Genomic DNA, 17587 nt, shown 5'->3' with positions numbered 1-17587 from the left:
AGAAACCACGAAACGCCTGAAGGGAAAGGCGCTTGAGCCAATCACGAGCGCCAATATTCTGCGCTCGCGAACAGGAGTTTTTCAACGGAATCGGCGGGAAGCCGACATTCGCTACAGCCGCGAACAGACCAAGTGGCTCCAGCGAAAGCCGACATTCAATTGACCTTGCGCTCGGAAATTTCCCTGCATTGCCGCAAGGGCGCTTCCAGCTCAGAGCCATGGTACGCATTGAAAATGATGAGCTGAAAGCGGTCAGTGTCTTCGGTCGCGATCGAGCAGCGAGGCCATTTCCCACGGGCTGGTGTAGCCTCGGAATACCCGACTACCCGGCTTGAAACTCTTCTGAGCCTTCGCCCTCGCGCGCTTGCGCTCTCATGCGGCACGCCTTTTGCGTTAGAGCCGCAAGCCAAAAAATACCATCGCCAAAGATACCAGTGAGACGGAAAGCGCGATGTTTGCGATGGTGGCAAGTGGTGAAAAGATACCGCTGAGGCCCGCCATACGCATGATGCCACCGCCGCCGCCGATGACCGAGTTTCCGGGCGTGTTCACCGCCACGGCCAGCGCGACATAGCGATAACGGATCGCGCGCCGCAGCGCGCGCGCCGATTGCCCGTCCAGCGGCATGGCAATCCGGTCCTCACCAGACAGGGGTGCTGCCCGGGCAACGAGGTCCGCGGCCCTGTGCATCCGTAAGACCGACAAAACCCGCCGCAAGACATCAATGGGTAAAAACCGCCCCGCCGTGTAGGCGAGGATCATCGACGCCACGGTGCAGACATAGATCAGCGGTGCGATGGCCGGACCGAAGGCCGCGAGCATGGCCAGACCGATCTCGGCCCCCGGCACGAAAGGCAGCGCCAGCAACCCGATATAGGCCACCGCGCCAAGCATGATCATGCGGTGAATCTGCTGTTCGTTGTCGGGCCGGATCTGCAGGTTCAGTGCATCTCGGACCATGTGCGCGCCCCAAGTGGCCAGCAGCAGCACCGCGATCAGGATGGCGACGCGCAGGACAATACTGCCCAGCGAGGGACCGGGCGTACGCATGGCGCGGGTCTCAGCCGGAGGCGGCGAGTGCGGCGTCGAAATCGGTGGCCGTGCCAGCCACTTCCATGACGATCTGATTGGTCCAAAACCAGCGGCGCGTGGTCCACGTCCCTTGAATCGTGACAGCGTCGCCATCAACCTGGCCGTAAAACACCACTGTGTGTGGCGCATCCGGGCAAACGGTCGTGGCGGTAAAATGGATCACGCCACCGATCTCTTTTGTTTGATACTCGGACCAGCTGAAATCGCAGTAATTCTGGCAATCAACGGACTGAAAGGTCCCATCCCGGAATATGATTTCGTCTTCCAGAACGGCACCACTGTTTACGTCTTGGCCGTAAACCTCGAAGGCCCGGCCATCCAGCGCGCCGGACGACACCCAGGCACCTTCTGGCACTTGCAGGTCGGGGATGTCTTCATTCATGACAGACATCGTGGCCGCGCCGGTCCCAAGCGTCGCGACGGCTATAACAGCGACTTGAATGGTCTGGGGCATGGAAACCTCTGAATGAGAATGGGGACTGGTGATTGGAAATCGTGCTGGAACGATACCGCGCAGACTCCTCTGGTATCAATTGGATTGGGTCGGAGCCGCGACTATGCACCCGGGAATGCATTGAGTTTGCGCAGACTGGCGGCGCGCTTCGGTGTGCCAACCCGGTCCTGAGACCGGGTCGAGAGCGGCTTTGCGCCCCACATTCGCGTGGCGTTCCCTCTGACGAGACGCCCTATTCGACGGCCAATACCTGCGCGAACATCTCGGCATAGGCCGGACGCGCGAGGGCGACGCCCTCTTCGAGCGACGGATGCGGCGACAGGGTCGTGATGTACCCGACATCGAGCATCGAAAGGTAGGACTGACCATCCTCTTCGTAGAAGGCGATATTGCCACAGGGCATTAGGGCGAGGTTGTGCAACCCCGCGGCACCGACATAGCCGCGCATGGCATTGAAGCAGATCTTCATGCCGATCGCAGCACCGCCCATCATCTCGAAGTCACCGTTCATCGACCAATCTTCGCTCATCGCGATGAAATCGCGGATCAGCGTGGCGGCTTCCTGCGGCGTCTGTTCCAATTCATGGATGATGAAGTGTTCGGACACCTCGGCCCTTGCGGCCGGAGCCGAAACCAGAGCGGCAAGTGCCGCGGCCGACAGGGTTTTCAGGATCGTGTTCATGGGTCTTTTCCTTGTTTGGAGATTGCGTTTGGGTCTTGGGCGGCCGCTATCGGCGCGGCTCGGAAGTGGTTCAGACGGCTTTTTCGGCCATGAGGATGCGGAAGGTTGCGCCAATCCGGTAGCCGCCATCGGGCTGGACGAATGGGGCAAGCACCGCTTCGTGCGCTGCGTCCAGCGCGGCCTGCCCGCTGGTCTCGGCGGCCTTGAAAGCGACACCCGACGAACCCAGTCCGCGCAGTGCCGTGGCAAGGTCCGGATAGCGCCAGGCGCTGTCCACATCGAAAACCTCGCGCGGGGTCAGGCCGGCGCGTGCTGCGAGCTCTTCGAGTTTGCCCGGTTCCGATAGCGCAAACGGCCCGGCAGCACCTGGGGGCGGTGGCGGCAGCAGCGGCTTCAGCGCGGCGACGAACGCGGTTGCCTCCATGCTGCCGGGCTCGCCCCATGTCATGATGAACACCTTGCCACCCGGCGCCGTGACGCGGTGGGCTTCGTGCAAGGCAGCGACGGGATCAGTGGCGTATTGGAAAGAGTTGAAACCCGTCACGACGTCAAAACTGTCATTCTCGAAAGGCAAGACCTCGAGGTCGCCCCGTTCCAGACGGGCACCCGGCAGACGCTCACGGGCGACATCCAGCAGAGCGGCGGACGCGTCGATGCCCGCAACCGCAGCACCCAGATCGGCGGCGAGTTGCATGGCCATGCCGGCACCGCAGCCCGCATCAAGCAGGCGGGTCATCGAGCCGACGGGCACCTTGTCAAACACCGCGTGATAGCCCGCTGCACATTGCTCTTCCTGGATGCGCGCCCAATCGGCGGCGCGTGCGCCCCAGATCCGGCCATTGACTCCACCGCTAAGGGTATGTGGCGGTGCTTCGGGTTTTTCGGCAACAGTCATGGGTTGGGTCTCCTTCGGCTGGTCCGGGCGGAGCACAGCTTTCCTGTCCGTGCCTGTTTTGGGCGCCGCGGATCGGTCTCTGCCGGGAATGAAATTCAAGTCTTCGGATATCGGCTGCCCCAGTTCCCCGGAGCGGCGTCGTCAAGGTTTCTCTTCGTGGAAAACGCCAGATATTCAGTCGCTTGCCCGAGTGTCGCTGGTCCGCGCGATGCTTTCCGTTGGACATGAGAAGACTATCCGCTGCAATCTCTCTCCAATCCAGCGAAACGATTTCAGGCCGACATGAGCCAAATTCAGTTACACAAGATCGATCTCAACCTGCTCTCGACTTTCGAGGCGCTGATTGAGGAAGGCAGCGTCGCCGCGGCTGCGGACCGGCTGCACCTGACGGCATCTGCTGTCAGTCATGCGCTTGGTAGGATGCGAACCCAGTTCGACGATCCGCTGTTCGTTCGGGTCGGCGGCAAGATGCAGCCGACACCGCGTGCGCTTCTGCTGGCAGACGAGATCGCCCCGATCCTGCGTAACCTGCGCCGCGCGCTGGAACCAGCCGAGACCTTCGACCCGGCAACGACAAATCGCGTGTTCCGTATCGCTCTGCATTCCTCACCCGCCTTCATGGCGCAAGCGACGGCTGAGATCAGCAGGCTGGCTCCGGGTGCGATGCTGGACTGGGTCAGGATCAAGCCGACCAACCAGAACGATCTTATCGACGGGCTGATCGACCTTTTGCACGTGGGCGGCCCGGCGCATCTTGCAGACGGGATCCAGGCGGTCGATCTTCCGCCGGTGACCTTCTTCAGCTTCGTGCGACGGGGTCATCCGGCCGTCGAAACCTGGAGCGCCGACACGGCCGCAAAGTACCGTTACCTTCAGGTCGCCGTTGAGGATACCGGCGGCACGCCGATCGAAAAGGAGCACCGTTTGCTGGACCGGCCGCGCACGCTGGGCGGCAAGGTGCACGACTTTCCGCTGACTGGCCCAGTCTTATTGGAAAGCGACCTGATCACCACCCAGCCAAGCTTCGCCATGATGGAGACCTGGAAACGCTACGACCTGCAAGTGCTCGAGCCGGTGGCCGCGCCGAAGGACTTTCCGATGCGGTTCGCGTGGTCGGCGCGCTATGCAACCGATCCCGCCAATATCTGGCTGCGGGACACGGTGATCGCGGCGTATCGGAAGCACGAGGCCGATATCACCGCGCAGATGCATGAAGCGGTCCTTACTCTTGAACCTTGATCCCGCAAAGGCCGAGGAGCGGCCATGACGGACCCCAACTGGAGCGACTTCCGCATCATTCTTGCTCTCGACAAGGGCGGGTCCGTGAGCGGCGCGGCCCGGCTCTTGGGCGTCGACACCTCGACAGTCAGCCGCCGTCTGGCCGCGGCCGAAGGTGTCTTTGGCGCCAAGCTGATCGTGCGCGGCGGCGGCGCGTTCCGTTTTACGCCCGAGGGTTTGGCTGTTCTGAAGGCCGCCGAAGTCATGGATGCGACAGTCAGCACGACCACGCTTGACGTGCGGTCGATGCGGCAAGCCGCTGAGGGCACCGTCCGGATCGCCTGCGTGCCGACGGCCGCGCATGTCCTGCGCCCGCTTGTCGGAGAGGTTGGTGATACTCATCCCGGCCTGCATGTCGATCTGATGAGTTCGATCTCGGGCATCGATCTGTCAAAGGGCGACGCGGATATCGCGGTGCGGACCATCCCGCCGAAAGATCCAGGCCTTGTGATCGCGCATACGTTTACGTGGGGAAGCGCCCTCTATGCCTCGAGGGACTATCTGGCGCGCCATGGACGGCCCGACACGCCAGAAGCCCTGTGCGATCACCCTCTTGTTTGATACAATGCGCCGCTCCTGCATGCGCGCGCCTTCGGGTGGGTTGAGCAGTTCGCCGATCCCGACCGACCAGCGACGCGGGTGGAAAACTCGGATTCCGCGCGAGTCATCATCGAACAGGGCGGCGGCATCGGCCCTTTGTTCTGCGCGGTGGGCGATACATGTCCGGCGCTGGAGCGCGTGTTCCCCGAGCCATTCGACCAGATGGACAGTTGGGTACTCTATCACGAATCCGCCCGCGGCTCGGCCAAGATGCGGGCGGTGCTGGACGCTTTGGTAGCGTTCCTCAAAGCGCGCCGCCCTGCATTGAAAGGGACCACGGCTGCGCTTTGAACAGGGACGCGTCGGCCCGTGATCGCAATCCGCGCAAGGGTCGAATGGGGCTCAGCCGACCGGCTCTTCTTCGAAATTATCCCAGAATTCGTCGCGACCATTGCTACGCGGAAACGGCTGATCCGGCATCGGAGCGCCGAGAAAGTCACAAAGCGGCGCCCAGCCATCGGACGGCGTGAAGACAAGTAGCCGATCGGCCGGGACAAGCTCACGCACCAGCTGGTTATTCCGGCGATAGGCGGCGAGCGCCATGTCCTTGTCGGGCAGGCCGCCGAATGTGTCGTCAATGTAGAAGGGGGAGAGTTTCACAAAGATGTCCTGAATATGTGGCGGCATGTTCCGTGTCAGCCGCGCATGATTGGCCCAGACCTTCAGCACCGTCTTGCTGAAGCTCGCCCACCAATCCTCCTCAGGCCGCTCGGTGTGCAGCACCTTGGCCTCGGGAAAGGCATGGATCGTCTGCTGCCAGATACGGCCGCCGGGAAAGTCGACCTGCGAGGTGTAGCCTGCAAAGACTGCCGGCCAGTCCATTGGCTCACAGCGGGCAACTTCGGCCCAGATCGCGACCTGAGCCGGATTGGCGAAGAGTTCCATCATGTGGTGGCACGGACCGAAGCCGAGCATTTCGAGGGCTGTCTTGGTGGACAATGTGCCAGTACGGCTCATGCCGCTTCCGATAATTTTGAGGGACAATTCAATCTCCAGTGCGTTCGTCGTGTTTCACGATCGCTGTTTGGAGGCCGCGAGGGATCCTACGGCTGAGAAGGTCCCCAGCCAGCCCGTGCCCTGAGTTTTTCGGCCGATTGTTGCAGCGATGAGAACAGAATACAGCAAGCGCTGCTTGTCCGCGCCGAGCATGATTGCAAACAGTGATTGCAGAATTACCCAACACCTTCACCCGGCAGGATTATCCGACTGAATGTCCGGAAATTTCGCAATGTGTGACTTGTAGTGACCCCGGCGTTTGCCGTGGCAACGCATGGCCGGTTTGATGAACTGCATCGCAACAAAGGACAGACCAAGCTGACGGCTGCTATGGGCCGAGCATGCACAATCGATCATCTGGACGCTCTCGTGGAAGATGGCAAGTAGAGCCGGAGGGTGGCCTGCGCCTGGACCTCCGGCCCCGGTATTCACCCAGATCTTGGTGCTCTATCCATTTGCATCGCGTGCGTTTGAAGGTCCGCGACTGGAAAACCGCCCGTAGCCTTTTTGGTGGTCTTGTCTGGCAGCTCTGGGCCGATTCTGACCAGTAAAGCTCTGGGGATAAATTCCGGGATAGCCAACGGGCTAATGACGCCAACCTGACGTGGTACAAGCCTTATCCGATCAGTGATGTCGGTAACTTGCCGGGGCCAACATATCGAGCGAGCGCAGTCCGGGCGGGGCTGCAATCACATCGGGGATGCGATTTATGAGCGTTGAGCAGGTCGTGAAGCGATAGTTGGCGTCATCGCACCTGAGTTCGAGGTCCGGCTCACCCTTCACCTGCCAGAGATTGTTGTCGGCTTCACCAGCACGGTAAACGCGCCCTTCCATCGCGAACTCGAAGCGCGGGCCTTCTCGTGTGGTGATGAAAGTCCTGTCAACCGTTCCAATCACGAAACCCGTCGCGATGTCCGTGCCCAGGCTTTGGCAATGGATGGGCTCTTCGGACGTGACTGCGCTCACATTCGATGTGATCGAGGCCACTTCGAGCCCGATACGCGCGATCAGGGCCTCCAACGTTTGCCGCGCAACAAATTCAGGCCATCCAGATGACGCTACATATTTATCGAAGTCTTCCTTGGAGCGACCGATCAACAGGTGCCCGGCAACCTCGGGTCCGTAGTCATCCACGTTCCATCGGCATTGCCCGGATAGTCGGACGATCCTGTGGGATGCGCCCAACAGCGTGGTCACCAAGTTCAGCCAGAACACGTCCTGAGCGCCCGACGCGGCGAGGGTTACCTTATTGGCCTTGGCGAGCGCGTCCAGCGATTGAGCTTGATCGGCAGCAGTCGTCCAAGGGAATACCGTTTCTTCTTCGATGGTTACGACGTTAATGCCGTGCTCAAGACAAGCCGCGAAGTGCTTGTGCATCGTGGACAAGTAACTGCTGACGCACACCACGGCGATATCTGCACCTCGCGACAGCACGGCTTCGAGATCATTTTCGACCGGAACGCCCAGAAACCTATCCAGTCCGGCGATATCGCCGAGGTCACGTCCCACCTTGGAGGGGCTCCGTCCGATGGCCCCCACGATCTCGGCGCCTTTGTCCAAGAGAAGACGCGTGGCGATCAACCCCATAGCGCCGACGCCATAGACAATGACGCGGATCCCGGAATACGGAGCGTTTGTCATCCTGATACTTGGCGGTCGTATTCCTCGCCGTCAAACCAGCCGAGTGAAGACGTGACCTTCATCTCGTCGTTCAACTCCCACTCTTCCCAACCTTTCACGTGCAGCGAGTTTCCGGTTTGTGCGTGATGGCCGGTAAAGGTCCACATATAGACGACATGTGTGCCAGCCCCGCGTATTCCGTCACAGCTGAGGTGCAAATCCGGGACATCCGCATGAAAACCTGCCGCCATCGCCGTGAGACCTTCATGACCGGCCGAGGGCTCGCCGCGGTTGATCACGATGCCGCTCGTCGGCGCATGAAACGCAGCCACGTTTTCGGGGACTTTCGAATTCCAGGCTTCCGTGTAGCGCTTCGCGAGGTCATCCAATTCGCTTTGAGTAAATGACATCTTCCGCCTCCCTGACCGTGGAAAATGCTATGCCGCATGCGCGATCCAATCAACAAGCAGCCGTTTAACAGAGGATCACGGAGGTCAGCTTCCGTCCGCACTGCTGACCGAGCGCTGCCAGACTATGCTGCACGTGACGACGAATGACTGGTTCGGGGTAGCTGCGCTGCAGCGGCGGACCACTGCTTGAGCGGCAGGTAAGGGCCGGGAGCGTCGCTGTGCCCTGCTCGGGTGAGCGCGTCTCGCGCTGCGATGCCGCAAGTCCCCTCCGAGCCCTTTACGGTCATTGAGTAGCGACCCACCTCAGCGGAGCAGAGCTTGATGCTGTCAAAGCGCATCAGTTGATGTCCTGCGACGCAAGTTGCGGATCGCCTTGAAGACTCGGAGCGTTTCCTGAAGCTGACCCTGTCAGTAAAAAGAAACCTTCGCGGGATTCGCTACATGCTTGATCTGCTCACCTACGATGTGTTCACCGATACTCCGTTTCTGGGCAACCCGCTCGCGATTGTGCCGCGAGCAGAAGCCTTAACGACGAAGCAGATGCAGACACTGGCGCAAGAACTGAACCTTTCTGAGACGATCTTCGTCATGCCGCCCGACGATCCAGTAAACACAGCGAAGGTGCGCATATTCTATCCGAAAGCGGAGATAGCTTTCGCCGGTCACCCGACCATCGGCTGTGCCGTTCATCTCTCTGGTTTGATCGAAGCACAGGCTGATGCGACGGTTGCAATGACTTTAGAGGAAGAGGCGGGACTGGTTCCGGTCCGCGTGCAAAGAGAGAACGGCCGGGTAACTGCTGAATTCACGGCGCCACTCCTTCCAGTGCGAAACCGCGTCATAACAGACAAGGAACTGACAGCAGACGCCCTTGGTCTCGACGCCCGAGACATCGGCAATGCGACCGTGGCAATGCCCGAGGTCTGGCAGGCCGGGCCGTCCTATCTGCTTGTACCTGTCGCGTCGGTCGATGCGCTTGGGCGCGCTCGGCCAACCGGAAGCGACTGGGACAGGCTGACCGAACGCGCGGGCACGATCAGTGCATGGCTTTTCACTTCGGACGCAGAGAATTGCTTCCGAGCTCGGATGTTCTCACCGGCGGGTGGAACCCCAGAAGATCCCGCGACTGGATCAGCTGTTGTGACTTTCGCGGGGCTTCTGGCCTGTCATGGCCACTGCACACGAGCTGAAACAAGTGCTCGAGTCCTGCAAGGCGTTGAAATGGGGCGCCGGTCGGAGATCCAGGCGCGGATCATGTTGAAGGATGGGGAGCTTTCCGCGGTCCGAATTGGCGGCTGCGCTGTCCCGATCTCTTCGAGCAGGATAAGAATTCCATGATACAGGGCCCGCATTCGCAAGTCCCCGTCACTGCTTGGTAGTAGCCCGATCCCCTGGTGCCCTATTGCTCACGGATGCCGGTTTGCGAAGCCTTGAACGATGCGTTCGTAGCGAATGACCGGAAGTCCCGCACTGCGGACCTTGGGCTGGAAGACAATGCTGCGCGTTGCCACGAAGGGCCGGTTCGAGGAAGCTGCGGCGCGGCGTTGGCCAGCCTCGTGAATGTCCGGAGAGGGCCGGTTGGGTTGTTCTGGCGGATAGGAATGAAATCCTTCACAATCGGAAATATGATAGCGCCATCGATTGCCTAAAAAATTGACTTGCAATCCGTAGAACGGCTGGTTCAGGCTGCTTGCAACGGTTCCAGGAGAAAGCTCACCTATGAACTCCTCTACTGCGGACCTTGGCATAGCGTACTTTCTCGATGATGTGCCCGGCGCTGCTATTCCCGGAAGTCGCCTTTACGCTGTCTTTCAAAGAGTTGATGCTCGCTGTCCTCTCACGAGCATTCAACAGCATTTCTTGCGAGAACGCGGTTACGATGCTCTGCTTCAGTTAGCTACTGGCAAACTGGACGCCGAAGGATTTCAAAAAAGTTCGCAGAAAGAGCGGGAAATGCGTCTCGATGCGAAGATATCCGCCGAGCAAAGAGAGGTGGGCGAACGGTGTCGCCGAGATGAAGCAACGAAACGCAAGAATAAGGCGCTCTTCGCAAAGCGGGAAAGACAGATCGAGCGCCGTTGGCGTCGCAGCCGTTTCGGTCTCGGCTATATCGAGCGGGCGGATTACGGGAGGGTCATGCGCATCCTTTGGGAAGTCGAAGATGGAAATCCAATCGATGCAGATGACATTCTGTGGCTGGGCTCTACCGGCTCGGACTACTGGACCGAAGAACTGCGTAAGGCCCACCACTGTAACCAAGCGAAAGCCTTTACCGAAGCATGGCATAAGACCGGCGATGCTTGGCAAGCCATCAATGCGTGTGCCCAGTGGCGGAAAGCCGATCATGCCGAAAAAGGACTGGAAGTCGCGGAGGATGCGCTCAGTCAAGCTACAGGCAAAAAACTGCGCTCGGCTGCACTGACGACACGCGGCGGTGCGCTGCGTGACCTAAAACGTCACCAAGAGGCGCGGGGGGCCGGAGGCGAAGCTTACAGCTTGACGCCAAGCGACTTCCGCCCATGCACGCTGCTCGGCGCAATCCACATGGAAATGGGCGATTATGCAGCCGGTGCCGACTGGTATGCGAAAGCGGAAGCTCGAGGTGCCACTCATGAGTCGGTCGACAGAGAGCTTCAGTCAATACTCGCGGCGGCGTCGCCAAAAGAACGCGATGGCATGAAGGCGGCGCTCAAGTCACGGGACCCGCATCGGTATAACTGGCTATAGGTACAGGCCTTCGATCTTTTCTGCGGCGTCCATGCTGCCAACACTCACTCTCCAGGTTATGCTGCACACCGGTTCGAATGGCGGGTTCCGGAAAGCCGCACTGCGGCGTCGATGACGACAGCGAATGTCGGGAAAGCGCCGATCGCGCCAAGATGAACCTTACTGCACGCGCGAACTCCGCCTGGCGCGCCGCGGTAAATCTGGGCTCGCAGCCGCCACCCGTTGCGCCTCGCACAGACGACCGCCCGGGGCCTTGAGCCGACCCTGTCAAACGAGGCAGTGAGCAGACCCCCGCTGCGGCCGGCGGCGGGCTTTGCTGAGCGGGGCAAACCAAGATTGCGCTTCTGCAGGCGACCGCATCGGCTGACGCCGGATGGCTTGCGGTAGCTGAGCTATTGTAGACGGTGACGGCAAAGTCGATGTTGCTCGTATGGCAACCGAAACAGAGTTTTCCTTCGCAGCGCTGACCGGTTCGGCACGACGGCATATCCGCGTGTTTCAGATACACCAGTTCCTCGACCGTTTCGCGATGGGATTGACGGTTTCCGTGGTCGCTCTGGCGCTGACCGACCGGGGAATGGACCTCTTTCAGATCGCACTTCTCTTCGGGGTCTACTCGCTCACGACGATGGCACTGGAGCTGCCGTTCGGCGGTCTTGCCGACAGCATCGGCCGCAAGCCGGTCTTCCTGACCGCGGTTGTCGCCAGCCTGATGTCGCTCGCGCTCTTTCTTTCCACGCGCGATTTCCATGTTCTCGCGGTCTCGTTTGCCTTCATCGGGTTCGGACGCGCGCTGCGGTCGGGCACGCTGGATGCGTGGTTTGTGGAAACCTTCGCGGCCGCCGCACCGAATGTCGATGTCCAGCCCGCCCTGGCCAGGGCGCAATGGGCGAATGCCGTCGGGTTGGCCATCGGGGCCGTCGTCGGGGGATTTCTTCCTGATGTATTTGGCCCGGTCGCGGAACGCCTCGGTTTCAGCATCTATGACGTATCCTACGCGGCAAGCTTTGCTGTGATGCTGGGCGTCTTTGCCTTCACGATGTGGGCCATCGTCGAAAATCCGCGTCCCATGAACGTCAGGGCTCTCGGGCACGGCTTCGCGAATGTCCCGACAGTGATACGGGAGGCGAGCCTCTTGGCGCTGAAACATCCCGCCTTGTCGATACTTCTGGCCGCGCTGGCGTTCTTTCTGATGGCCACCAACCCCGTCGAGGTGATTTGGCCGACCCATGCCAAACCCATGTTGGACGCAGGCTACGCCAACACCGTCATCGGTGTCGTGACGGCGACCTATTTCTTCTCGATCGCGCTCGGCGCCTCTCTGTCGCCGCATGTCAGCTGGATCTTCAGGCGGCGGCACGCGATGACGCTGGCGGCGACCTTTGCGTGCCTGGCAGGCGTCCAGATCGCATTGGCATTGCAGGGCGGCATCGTCGGCTTCGTGGCGGTCTTCATCCTGTATTCCGTGCTCATCGGTGTCAGCGAAACACCGGCCAGCACTATCCTGCATCGCTGCGTCGACGACCGTCAGCGGTCGACAATGCTGTCTTTGAGATCGCTGATACAGCAACTCGGGGCCGCTTTGGGCCTGATCCTGGCGGGAGCCATCGCCGATATCTACTCCACACCTGTCGCTTGGCTCATGGGTACGGTGTTTCTCGTCATTGCCGCGGTCCTGACCATTGTGCTGGCCAGACGGCTCAATGCGGCGGCCGGATAGCTGGCATGCGACCAGAGCGCGGCATTTGGCTCTGAGGCGCGGAGCTGTCATTCGCCGCGGCGCGCATGAACGCCCCCTCGAGGCCGCGCGCAACCATGTCATGGAACCCGCCATTCACCGCGCCGTGCTGCCGCTTCGCGGACCGACCGGCCATGCGCCTTTCCTTGCCCTTGCGCCGTACCTGAGGCAGACTTCGGCAAGGAGGAGGGATGTCTCGTTCACCGCCGGGTCTTTTGCCGAAAGGGCCGGCGCGCTGCCATGCTTTGGGAGGAGTGTGTCATGACATCCAAGATCGACGGGTCCACACCGCCGGACAAACTGACGCCGCATCAGCGCAGCTTGCCCAAGGTCAACAAGGTAACGGCCGATGATATCACCGAGTCGCTGAAGGCCGGGTTCTCCGACTTCCTGGCGCGCCCGCTGATGAGCGGCTTCTTCGGGTTGTTCTACGCGGTTTTCGGCATCCTGCTGGTGTGGTGCCTGGTCTGGCTCGACATGATCTGGATGATCATTCCGTTCATCGTCGGCTTTCCGCTCGTCACGCCCTTCGCCGCGGCCGGGCTTTACGAGATGTCCCGCCGGTTGCAGCGGGGCGAGAGTTTCGGCTGGTCCGACATCCTCACCGTCATGGCCGATCAACGGAAACGCGAAATGGGCTGGATGGCCTTCGTCACGCTGTTCATCTTCTGGGTGTGGATGTACCAGGTCCGTCTCTGGCTCGCGATCATCCTGCAGAACACCTCCTTCTCCGACTTCGAAGGGTTCCTGAACGCGGTTCTCTTCACACCGCAGGGCTGGATCTTTCTTGCGGTGGGCACCGGCGTGGGCGCCTGTCTCTCGGCTGTCCTCTTCGCGGTGACCGTCGTCTCCATGCCCATGCTGCTCGACCGGGAAACCAATTTCGTCTCCGCCATGGTCACCTCCGTGCGCGTCGTCACGGAAAACCCGGTGGTGATGCTGGGCTGGGCGGCGATCATCTCGGTGACCATGGTGGTGTCGCTGGTCCCGGCCTTTCTGGGCCTGATCTTCACCCTGCCGATCCTCGGCCACACCACGTGGCATCTGTATCAGCGGGCGGTGGCACCTGCGGAGGAGTGATCCTTCCAGTGGTTCGCCTAAAGCCCCATTTCCGGATCGTCGCGGAGCAGGTCTTCGGCGGAATTGCCACGAGCAAGCCGCGAACGGCGACGGCCTAAAGTCGCCGTTCCTGAAGGAGGGATTGCGAGGGACCGTTTGCTGACCTCGCAAGCTCAATCTCGGACAGCAATGATGTCCCACACTGCGCCCTGCCCCGAGATCATGGGGTAAGGTCGGCCACCTGCGTCACACGGCCAAACCCAAGACGATCATTCCCGTAGTGCCGCTCCGCGCTCAAAAGCGCGCCAGCACCCCGCGCCGCCTCACACCTTCCCTAGGGCCCGCAGGATCCGCTCGGGCGTCATAGGCATCTGGTGGATCTCGGCGCCGAGGGGCCGCAGCGCGTCGTTCACCGCGTTCATCACCGCCCCCGGCGCGCCGCCCGTGCCCGCCTCGCCCGCGCCCTTGGCGCCCAGCACCGAGGTCTTGGTCGGGGTCTCCACGTGTTTCACCACGATATCGGGCATCTCGAAGGCCATCGGCACGAGGTAATCGGCCATGGTCGCGTTCTGCAGCTGGCCCTCGGCGTCGTAGATGCATTCCTCGTAAAGCGCACCGCCGATCCCCTGCACCACGCCGCCGCGCACCTGTTCGTCGACCAGAACGGGGTTGATGACCCGGCCGCAATCCTCGACCGCCCAGAAGTTCAGGACCTGCACGAAGCCCGTCTCGGGGTCGACCTCGACCTCGGCGGCCATGGCGCAATTGGTGAAGACGAAGGGGAAATCGGTGACCCGGTAATGCCGCGTCGCGACCAGTTCGGGCTTCAGATCGGCGGGCAGTTCATTGCCGCGGTAATAGACCGTGCGCGCGAGATCGCTGAGCGTCATCCGCTCCGCGCCGCCCTCGGCATCCACCACCGCCCCGGCGCGGATATCGAGCTTGCCGGGTGCCGATTGCAGGATCACCGCCGCCACCTCGAGCACCTGCTCCTTCAAGGCCTGCGCGGCCTGCAGGCAGGCCTCTCCGCCGATGCCGGCCCCCCGCGACGCCCAGGTTCCGCCGCCATAAGGCGTAGTGCGCGTGTCGCCCGTGGTGACCTTCACCCGCGCGATCGGCACGCCGAAGACATCCGCCGCGATCTGGGCGAGGATGGCGTTGGTGCCCTGCCCCTGTTCGGTCACGGACGAGGAGACATGCACCCCGCCGCCCGCATCGAGCCGGATCGTCGCCCCGTCCTGGCTCGCGATGGGCGCGCCGCCGATGCCGTAAAACATCGGGCTGGGGTTGGTGACCTCCACCATCGAAATAAGGCCGAGCCCGCGATAGATGCCGTCCTCGCGCAGCTTGGCATGCTCCGCCCGGCGCGCGTCGTAGTCCATTGTCTCGACCAGGGTCTCGAGGCTCTTGTGATGGCTCAGATCGTCGAGCTTCATGCCCGAGGCGGATTGCGTCGGATAGGCGTCGTCCGGGATCAGGTTTCGCCTGCGGATCTCCACCACATCCATGCCGATTTCGTGCGCGGCATCCTCCAAGAGGCAATCCGCCACCGCCATGGCGATGGGATGCCCCACCGCGCGGTACTGGCACATCATGTTCTTGTTCTGGAACACGACCTTGGCATGGGCGCGGTAATTCCCGATCACGTAAGGCGCGCCGGTGAGGTTCAGCACCTGGTTAGCCTCGATGGCCGAGGTGCGGGGATACATGGAAAACGGCCCGATCCCGGTGATATCGTCGAAGGCCAGCGCTGCGACCCTGCCCTCGGCATCGACGGCGATCCGCCCGTCGACCACGTGGTCGCGCGCATGGATGTCCGACAGGAAGCTCTCCATCCGGTCTGCCACGAACTTCACCGGGCGACCCAGAAGCTTGGCCGCGAGCGCCGTCGCGACCTCGTCGCCATAGGTGTGGATCTTGATCCCGAAGGAGCCGCCCACATCCTGGCTGACGACGCGCACGTTCTCTTCGGGCAGGCCCAGATGCTTGGCGAAGATGAACTGCATCATGTGCGGCGCCTGACCCGAATACCAGAAGGTCAGCTCGTCCTCGGAGGGATCATAGGCCGCGACCGCGCCCCGCGTCTCCAGCGTGACGCCGGTATGCCGCCCGAAGCGGAAGCGCCGTTCGACGACGGTCACGTCATCCCTCGCGAAGGCCGCATCGACGTCGCCCACATCGACGGTGCGTTCCCAGGCGAGGTTCGAGTCCATTTCCGCATGGATCACCGGCGTCGCGGGATCGAGGGCGGTTTCCATATCCGTCACCGCCTCGAGCGGGTCGATCTCGACCGTCACCAGGGCCGCGGCATCCTCGGCCACGGCACGGCTCTGCGCCACGATCATCGCCAGCGGCTCGCCGATCCAGCGGGTCACCCCCACCGCCAGCGGCATCTGCGGGGCGGAGCGCAGGCCCGCGAGGTGGCTCAGCACACCCACGTAAGGCTCCACATGCGGCGCGATGTCGGCGCCGGTATAGACCGCGACGACGCCGGGCAGCGCCCGGGCCTCGGCCACGTCGATGCCGGTGATGACCCCATGCGCCACGGACGAGCGGACGAAGGCCGCATGCAGCATTCGGGGCAGCTGGATGTCGTCGATGAACGTGCCGCGGCCCTGCAGGAGCCGCTTCGTGTCCGCGCGCGGCACCGGCTGGCCGATATAGTCGCGGGGCCGGTCGAAGATCGTCAGCGGGCCGCTCATGCCTCGACCCTCCCCTCGATCACGTCGCAGACCGCGTCGACGATGGATTGGTAGCCCGTGCAGCGGCAGTAATTGCCCGACAGATGCGCCCGGATCGCATCGCGGTCGGCCGCCCCGCCGCCCTCGACGTAATCGAGCGCGGTGGCCAGCATGCCCGGCGTGCAATACCCGCATTGCAGCGCGTTGCGCGCGGTGAAGGCGGCGCGCAGGGCAGCCCCCCGGCCGCTTTCGGCCAGCCCCTCGATGGTGGTGATCTCCGCCCCGTCGGCCTGCACCGCGAACATCAGGCAGCCGCGCACCAGGTCGCCGTTCACCTCGATGGAACAGGCGCCGCAGACCCCGTGCTCGCAACCCACATGGCTGCCGGTGAGGCCCAGATCGTTGCGGATGAAATCGACGAGGTTCTGGCGCACCGGGACGGTGTAGCTGCCGGTCTCGCCGTTCACCGTCAGGCGGATCATGCGTGTCTGCGCCATCTCAGAGCCTCCCCAGAGCGCGTTTCAGAACCACGCCCGCAAGGTGGCGCTTTGTCCTGGCGTCGGCATTGAGATCGCCCGCGAAGTCGATCTCGTCGAGCGCGGCCATTGCGTCCTCCGCATCGCCCGCCTGCAGCGCGGCCTCGGCCCGGATCGCCCGCACCGGCCTGTCCGAGACCGAGAAGAAGGCTATGCGCGGATCGGCGCGGTTCGTGCCCGTCGCCGCGACGGCGACCCCCGCCATGGCGTAATCGCCGTGCCGCCGGGCCAGTTCGTAGAATGCAAAGCGACGGCCCTCCGGGGCTGCCGTGATATGGATCGCGGTGACCAGCTCGCCCGGCGCGAGGGCCGTGTCGTAGATGCCGGTGAAGAACTCCGCAGCCCGGATGCGGCGGCTGCCTTGGGACGATTGCGCCTCGATCTCGGCATCCATGGCCAGCATCAGCGCGGGCATTTCCGCCGCGGGATCGGCGAGCGCCACGCTGCCCCCGATGGTGCCGCGGTAGCGGATCGCCGCGTGGGCGATGTGGGGCAACGCCATCGCGATGAGCGGCGCATGGGTGGCGACAAGCTCGGACGCTTCGAGGTCCGCGTAGCGCGTCATCGCCCCGATGGTCAGACCGCCCGCCGCGCCCGGGGCAATCCCCCGCAGCTCATCGAGCGCGCCGAGATCGACCAGAAGATCGGGCATGGCCATGCGGAAATTCATCATCGGAACAAGGCTTTGCCCGCCCGCAAGGGGGCTCGCATCCCGGTCGGGATCGGCCAGAAGCGCCAGCGCATCGGCCAGGTTTCCGGGCTTTTCATACGCGAAATCCGCGGCTTTCATGATCCCTCCCCGGTCCCGAGGCGCGCCCC

General features: G+C 62.4%; 17 protein-coding genes. 7 read left to right on the top strand and 10 right to left on the bottom strand.

Features of this window, described 5'->3' with window-relative positions:
• Positions 1-393: 393 nt before the first annotated feature.
• The 4 genes from BW990_RS12335 to BW990_RS12320 form a co-directional block, all read right to left on the bottom strand.
• Positions 394-1050 carry a hypothetical protein gene (locus BW990_RS12335; RefSeq protein WP_076448337.1) on the bottom strand — a complete coding sequence of 219 codons (657 nt, stop codon included), beginning with the start codon at positions 1048-1050 and terminating at the stop codon, positions 394-396.
• Positions 1051-1060: 10 nt separating this feature from the next.
• Positions 1061-1546: a hypothetical protein gene (locus BW990_RS12330; RefSeq protein ID WP_076448336.1), complete on the bottom strand. Its 486-nt coding sequence runs from the start codon at positions 1544-1546 to the stop codon at positions 1061-1063.
• A gap of 232 nt (positions 1547-1778) precedes the next feature.
• Positions 1779-2228, bottom strand: a complete 450-nt coding sequence (locus tag BW990_RS12325; protein ID WP_076448335.1) for a hypothetical protein — start codon at positions 2226-2228, stop codon at positions 1779-1781.
• 70 nt (positions 2229-2298) lie between these two features.
• Positions 2299-3123, bottom strand: coding sequence for a class I SAM-dependent methyltransferase (locus BW990_RS12320; RefSeq protein ID WP_076448334.1), 825 nt, complete (start codon positions 3121-3123; stop codon positions 2299-2301).
• Between the two features lie 282 nt (positions 3124-3405).
• On the opposite strand from BW990_RS12320, the gene BW990_RS12315 reads away from it, so the two are divergent.
• The 3 genes from BW990_RS12315 to BW990_RS12305 all read left to right on the top strand — a co-directional run bounded on the left by BW990_RS12315 (position 3406) and on the right by BW990_RS12305 (position 5292).
• On the top strand, positions 3406-4362 hold the full coding sequence (locus BW990_RS12315; RefSeq protein ID WP_076448333.1) for a LysR family transcriptional regulator: 957 nt from the start codon (positions 3406-3408) through the stop codon (positions 4360-4362).
• 24 nt (positions 4363-4386) lie between these two features.
• A complete protein-coding gene (locus tag BW990_RS12310; RefSeq protein WP_076448332.1) occupies positions 4387-4962 on the top strand; it encodes a LysR family transcriptional regulator in 576 nt (191 codons plus the stop codon).
• 78 nt (positions 4963-5040) lie between these two features.
• Positions 5041-5292 carry a hypothetical protein gene (locus tag BW990_RS12305; protein ID WP_076448331.1) on the top strand — a complete coding sequence of 84 codons (252 nt, stop codon included), beginning with the start codon at positions 5041-5043 and terminating at the stop codon, positions 5290-5292.
• A gap of 51 nt (positions 5293-5343) precedes the next feature.
• Here BW990_RS12305 and BW990_RS12300 read toward each other — a convergent pair whose 3' ends face one another.
• From BW990_RS12300 to BW990_RS12290, 3 genes are all read right to left on the bottom strand, one after another.
• Positions 5344-5985 (bottom strand): sulfotransferase family protein, encoded by a 642-nt coding sequence (locus tag BW990_RS12300; RefSeq protein WP_083950581.1) that lies wholly within the window; start codon positions 5983-5985, stop codon positions 5344-5346.
• 636 nt (positions 5986-6621) lie between these two features.
• Positions 6622-7638: an NAD(P)H-dependent amine dehydrogenase family protein gene (locus BW990_RS12295; RefSeq protein ID WP_076448330.1), complete on the bottom strand. Its 1017-nt coding sequence runs from the start codon at positions 7636-7638 to the stop codon at positions 6622-6624.
• Complete coding sequence (locus tag BW990_RS12290; protein ID WP_076448329.1) at positions 7635-8027, bottom strand: nuclear transport factor 2 family protein; 393 nt, start codon at positions 8025-8027, stop codon at positions 7635-7637. The genes BW990_RS12295 and BW990_RS12290 overlap by 4 nt, the downstream gene beginning before the upstream one ends.
• 441 nt (positions 8028-8468) lie before the next feature.
• Between BW990_RS12290 and BW990_RS12285 the strand changes: the two genes are divergently transcribed.
• From BW990_RS12285 to BW990_RS12270, 4 genes are all read left to right on the top strand, one after another.
• Complete coding sequence (locus BW990_RS12285) at positions 8469-9365, top strand: PhzF family phenazine biosynthesis protein (protein ID WP_076448328.1); 897 nt, start codon at positions 8469-8471, stop codon at positions 9363-9365.
• A 381-nt stretch (positions 9366-9746) separates the two neighbouring features.
• Positions 9747-10754, top strand: a complete 1008-nt coding sequence (locus tag BW990_RS21380; protein WP_159441645.1) for a hypothetical protein — start codon at positions 9747-9749, stop codon at positions 10752-10754.
• 430 nt (positions 10755-11184) lie between these two features.
• Complete coding sequence (locus BW990_RS12275; protein ID WP_076448326.1) at positions 11185-12474, top strand: MFS transporter; 1290 nt, start codon at positions 11185-11187, stop codon at positions 12472-12474.
• Between the two features lie 279 nt (positions 12475-12753).
• Positions 12754-13572, top strand: coding sequence for a DUF2189 domain-containing protein (locus BW990_RS12270; protein ID WP_076448325.1), 819 nt, complete (start codon positions 12754-12756; stop codon positions 13570-13572).
• A gap of 302 nt (positions 13573-13874) precedes the next feature.
• On the opposite strand, the gene BW990_RS12265 is transcribed toward BW990_RS12270, so the two are convergent.
• The 3 genes from BW990_RS12265 to BW990_RS12255 are packed head-to-tail and all read right to left on the bottom strand — an operon-like array spanning position 13875 to position 17558.
• Positions 13875-16253 (bottom strand): xanthine dehydrogenase family protein molybdopterin-binding subunit, encoded by a 2379-nt coding sequence (locus BW990_RS12265; RefSeq protein ID WP_076448324.1) that lies wholly within the window; start codon positions 16251-16253, stop codon positions 13875-13877.
• Positions 16250-16729 carry a (2Fe-2S)-binding protein gene (locus tag BW990_RS12260; protein WP_076448323.1) on the bottom strand — a complete coding sequence of 160 codons (480 nt, stop codon included), beginning with the start codon at positions 16727-16729 and terminating at the stop codon, positions 16250-16252. Before BW990_RS12260 ends, BW990_RS12265 begins: the two co-directional genes overlap by 4 nt.
• A 1-nt stretch (position 16730) precedes the next feature.
• Positions 16731-17558 carry an FAD binding domain-containing protein gene (locus tag BW990_RS12255; RefSeq protein WP_076448322.1) on the bottom strand — a complete coding sequence of 276 codons (828 nt, stop codon included), beginning with the start codon at positions 17556-17558 and terminating at the stop codon, positions 16731-16733.
• Positions 17559-17587 lie beyond the last annotated feature (29 nt).

The organism is Roseivivax lentus (assembly GCF_900156805.1).
In the GTDB taxonomy this organism is placed as follows: Bacteria; Pseudomonadota; Alphaproteobacteria; order Rhodobacterales; family Rhodobacteraceae; genus Roseivivax; species Roseivivax lentus.
The sequence above is the reverse complement of the archived record's forward strand: the minus strand, read 5'-3'. Positions and strand labels throughout refer to the sequence as shown.

Excerpts from the sequence above, each read along its gene's own strand:
- BW990_RS12335 (WP_076448337.1), bottom strand. The coding sequence starts at position 1,050 with ATGCGTACGCCCGGTCCCTCGCTGGGCAGTATTGTCCTGCGCGTCGCC.
- BW990_RS12330 (WP_076448336.1), bottom strand. The coding sequence starts at position 1,546 with ATGCCCCAGACCATTCAAGTCGCTGTTATAGCCGTCGCGACGCTTGGG.
- BW990_RS12325 (WP_076448335.1), bottom strand. The coding sequence starts at position 2,228 with ATGAACACGATCCTGAAAACCCTGTCGGCCGCGGCACTTGCCGCTCTG.
- BW990_RS12320 (WP_076448334.1), bottom strand. The coding sequence starts at position 3,123 with ATGACTGTTGCCGAAAAACCCGAAGCACCGCCACATACCCTTAGCGGT.
- BW990_RS12315 (WP_076448333.1), top strand. The coding sequence starts at position 3,406 with ATGAGCCAAATTCAGTTACACAAGATCGATCTCAACCTGCTCTCGACT.
- BW990_RS12310 (WP_076448332.1), top strand. The coding sequence starts at position 4,387 with ATGACGGACCCCAACTGGAGCGACTTCCGCATCATTCTTGCTCTCGAC.
- BW990_RS12295 (WP_076448330.1), bottom strand. The coding sequence starts at position 7,638 with ATGACAAACGCTCCGTATTCCGGGATCCGCGTCATTGTCTATGGCGTC.
- BW990_RS12290 (WP_076448329.1), bottom strand. The coding sequence starts at position 8,027 with ATGTCATTTACTCAAAGCGAATTGGATGACCTCGCGAAGCGCTACACG.
- BW990_RS12285 (WP_076448328.1), top strand. The coding sequence starts at position 8,469 with ATGCTTGATCTGCTCACCTACGATGTGTTCACCGATACTCCGTTTCTG.
- BW990_RS21380 (WP_159441645.1), top strand. The coding sequence starts at position 9,747 with ATGAACTCCTCTACTGCGGACCTTGGCATAGCGTACTTTCTCGATGAT.
- BW990_RS12275 (WP_076448326.1), top strand. The coding sequence starts at position 11,185 with ATGGCAACCGAAACAGAGTTTTCCTTCGCAGCGCTGACCGGTTCGGCA.
- BW990_RS12270 (WP_076448325.1), top strand. The coding sequence starts at position 12,754 with ATGACATCCAAGATCGACGGGTCCACACCGCCGGACAAACTGACGCCG.
- BW990_RS12265 (WP_076448324.1), bottom strand. The coding sequence starts at position 16,253 with ATGAGCGGCCCGCTGACGATCTTCGACCGGCCCCGCGACTATATCGGC.
- BW990_RS12260 (WP_076448323.1), bottom strand. The coding sequence starts at position 16,729 with ATGGCGCAGACACGCATGATCCGCCTGACGGTGAACGGCGAGACCGGC.
- BW990_RS12255 (WP_076448322.1), bottom strand. The coding sequence starts at position 17,558 with ATGAAAGCCGCGGATTTCGCGTATGAAAAGCCCGGAAACCTGGCCGAT.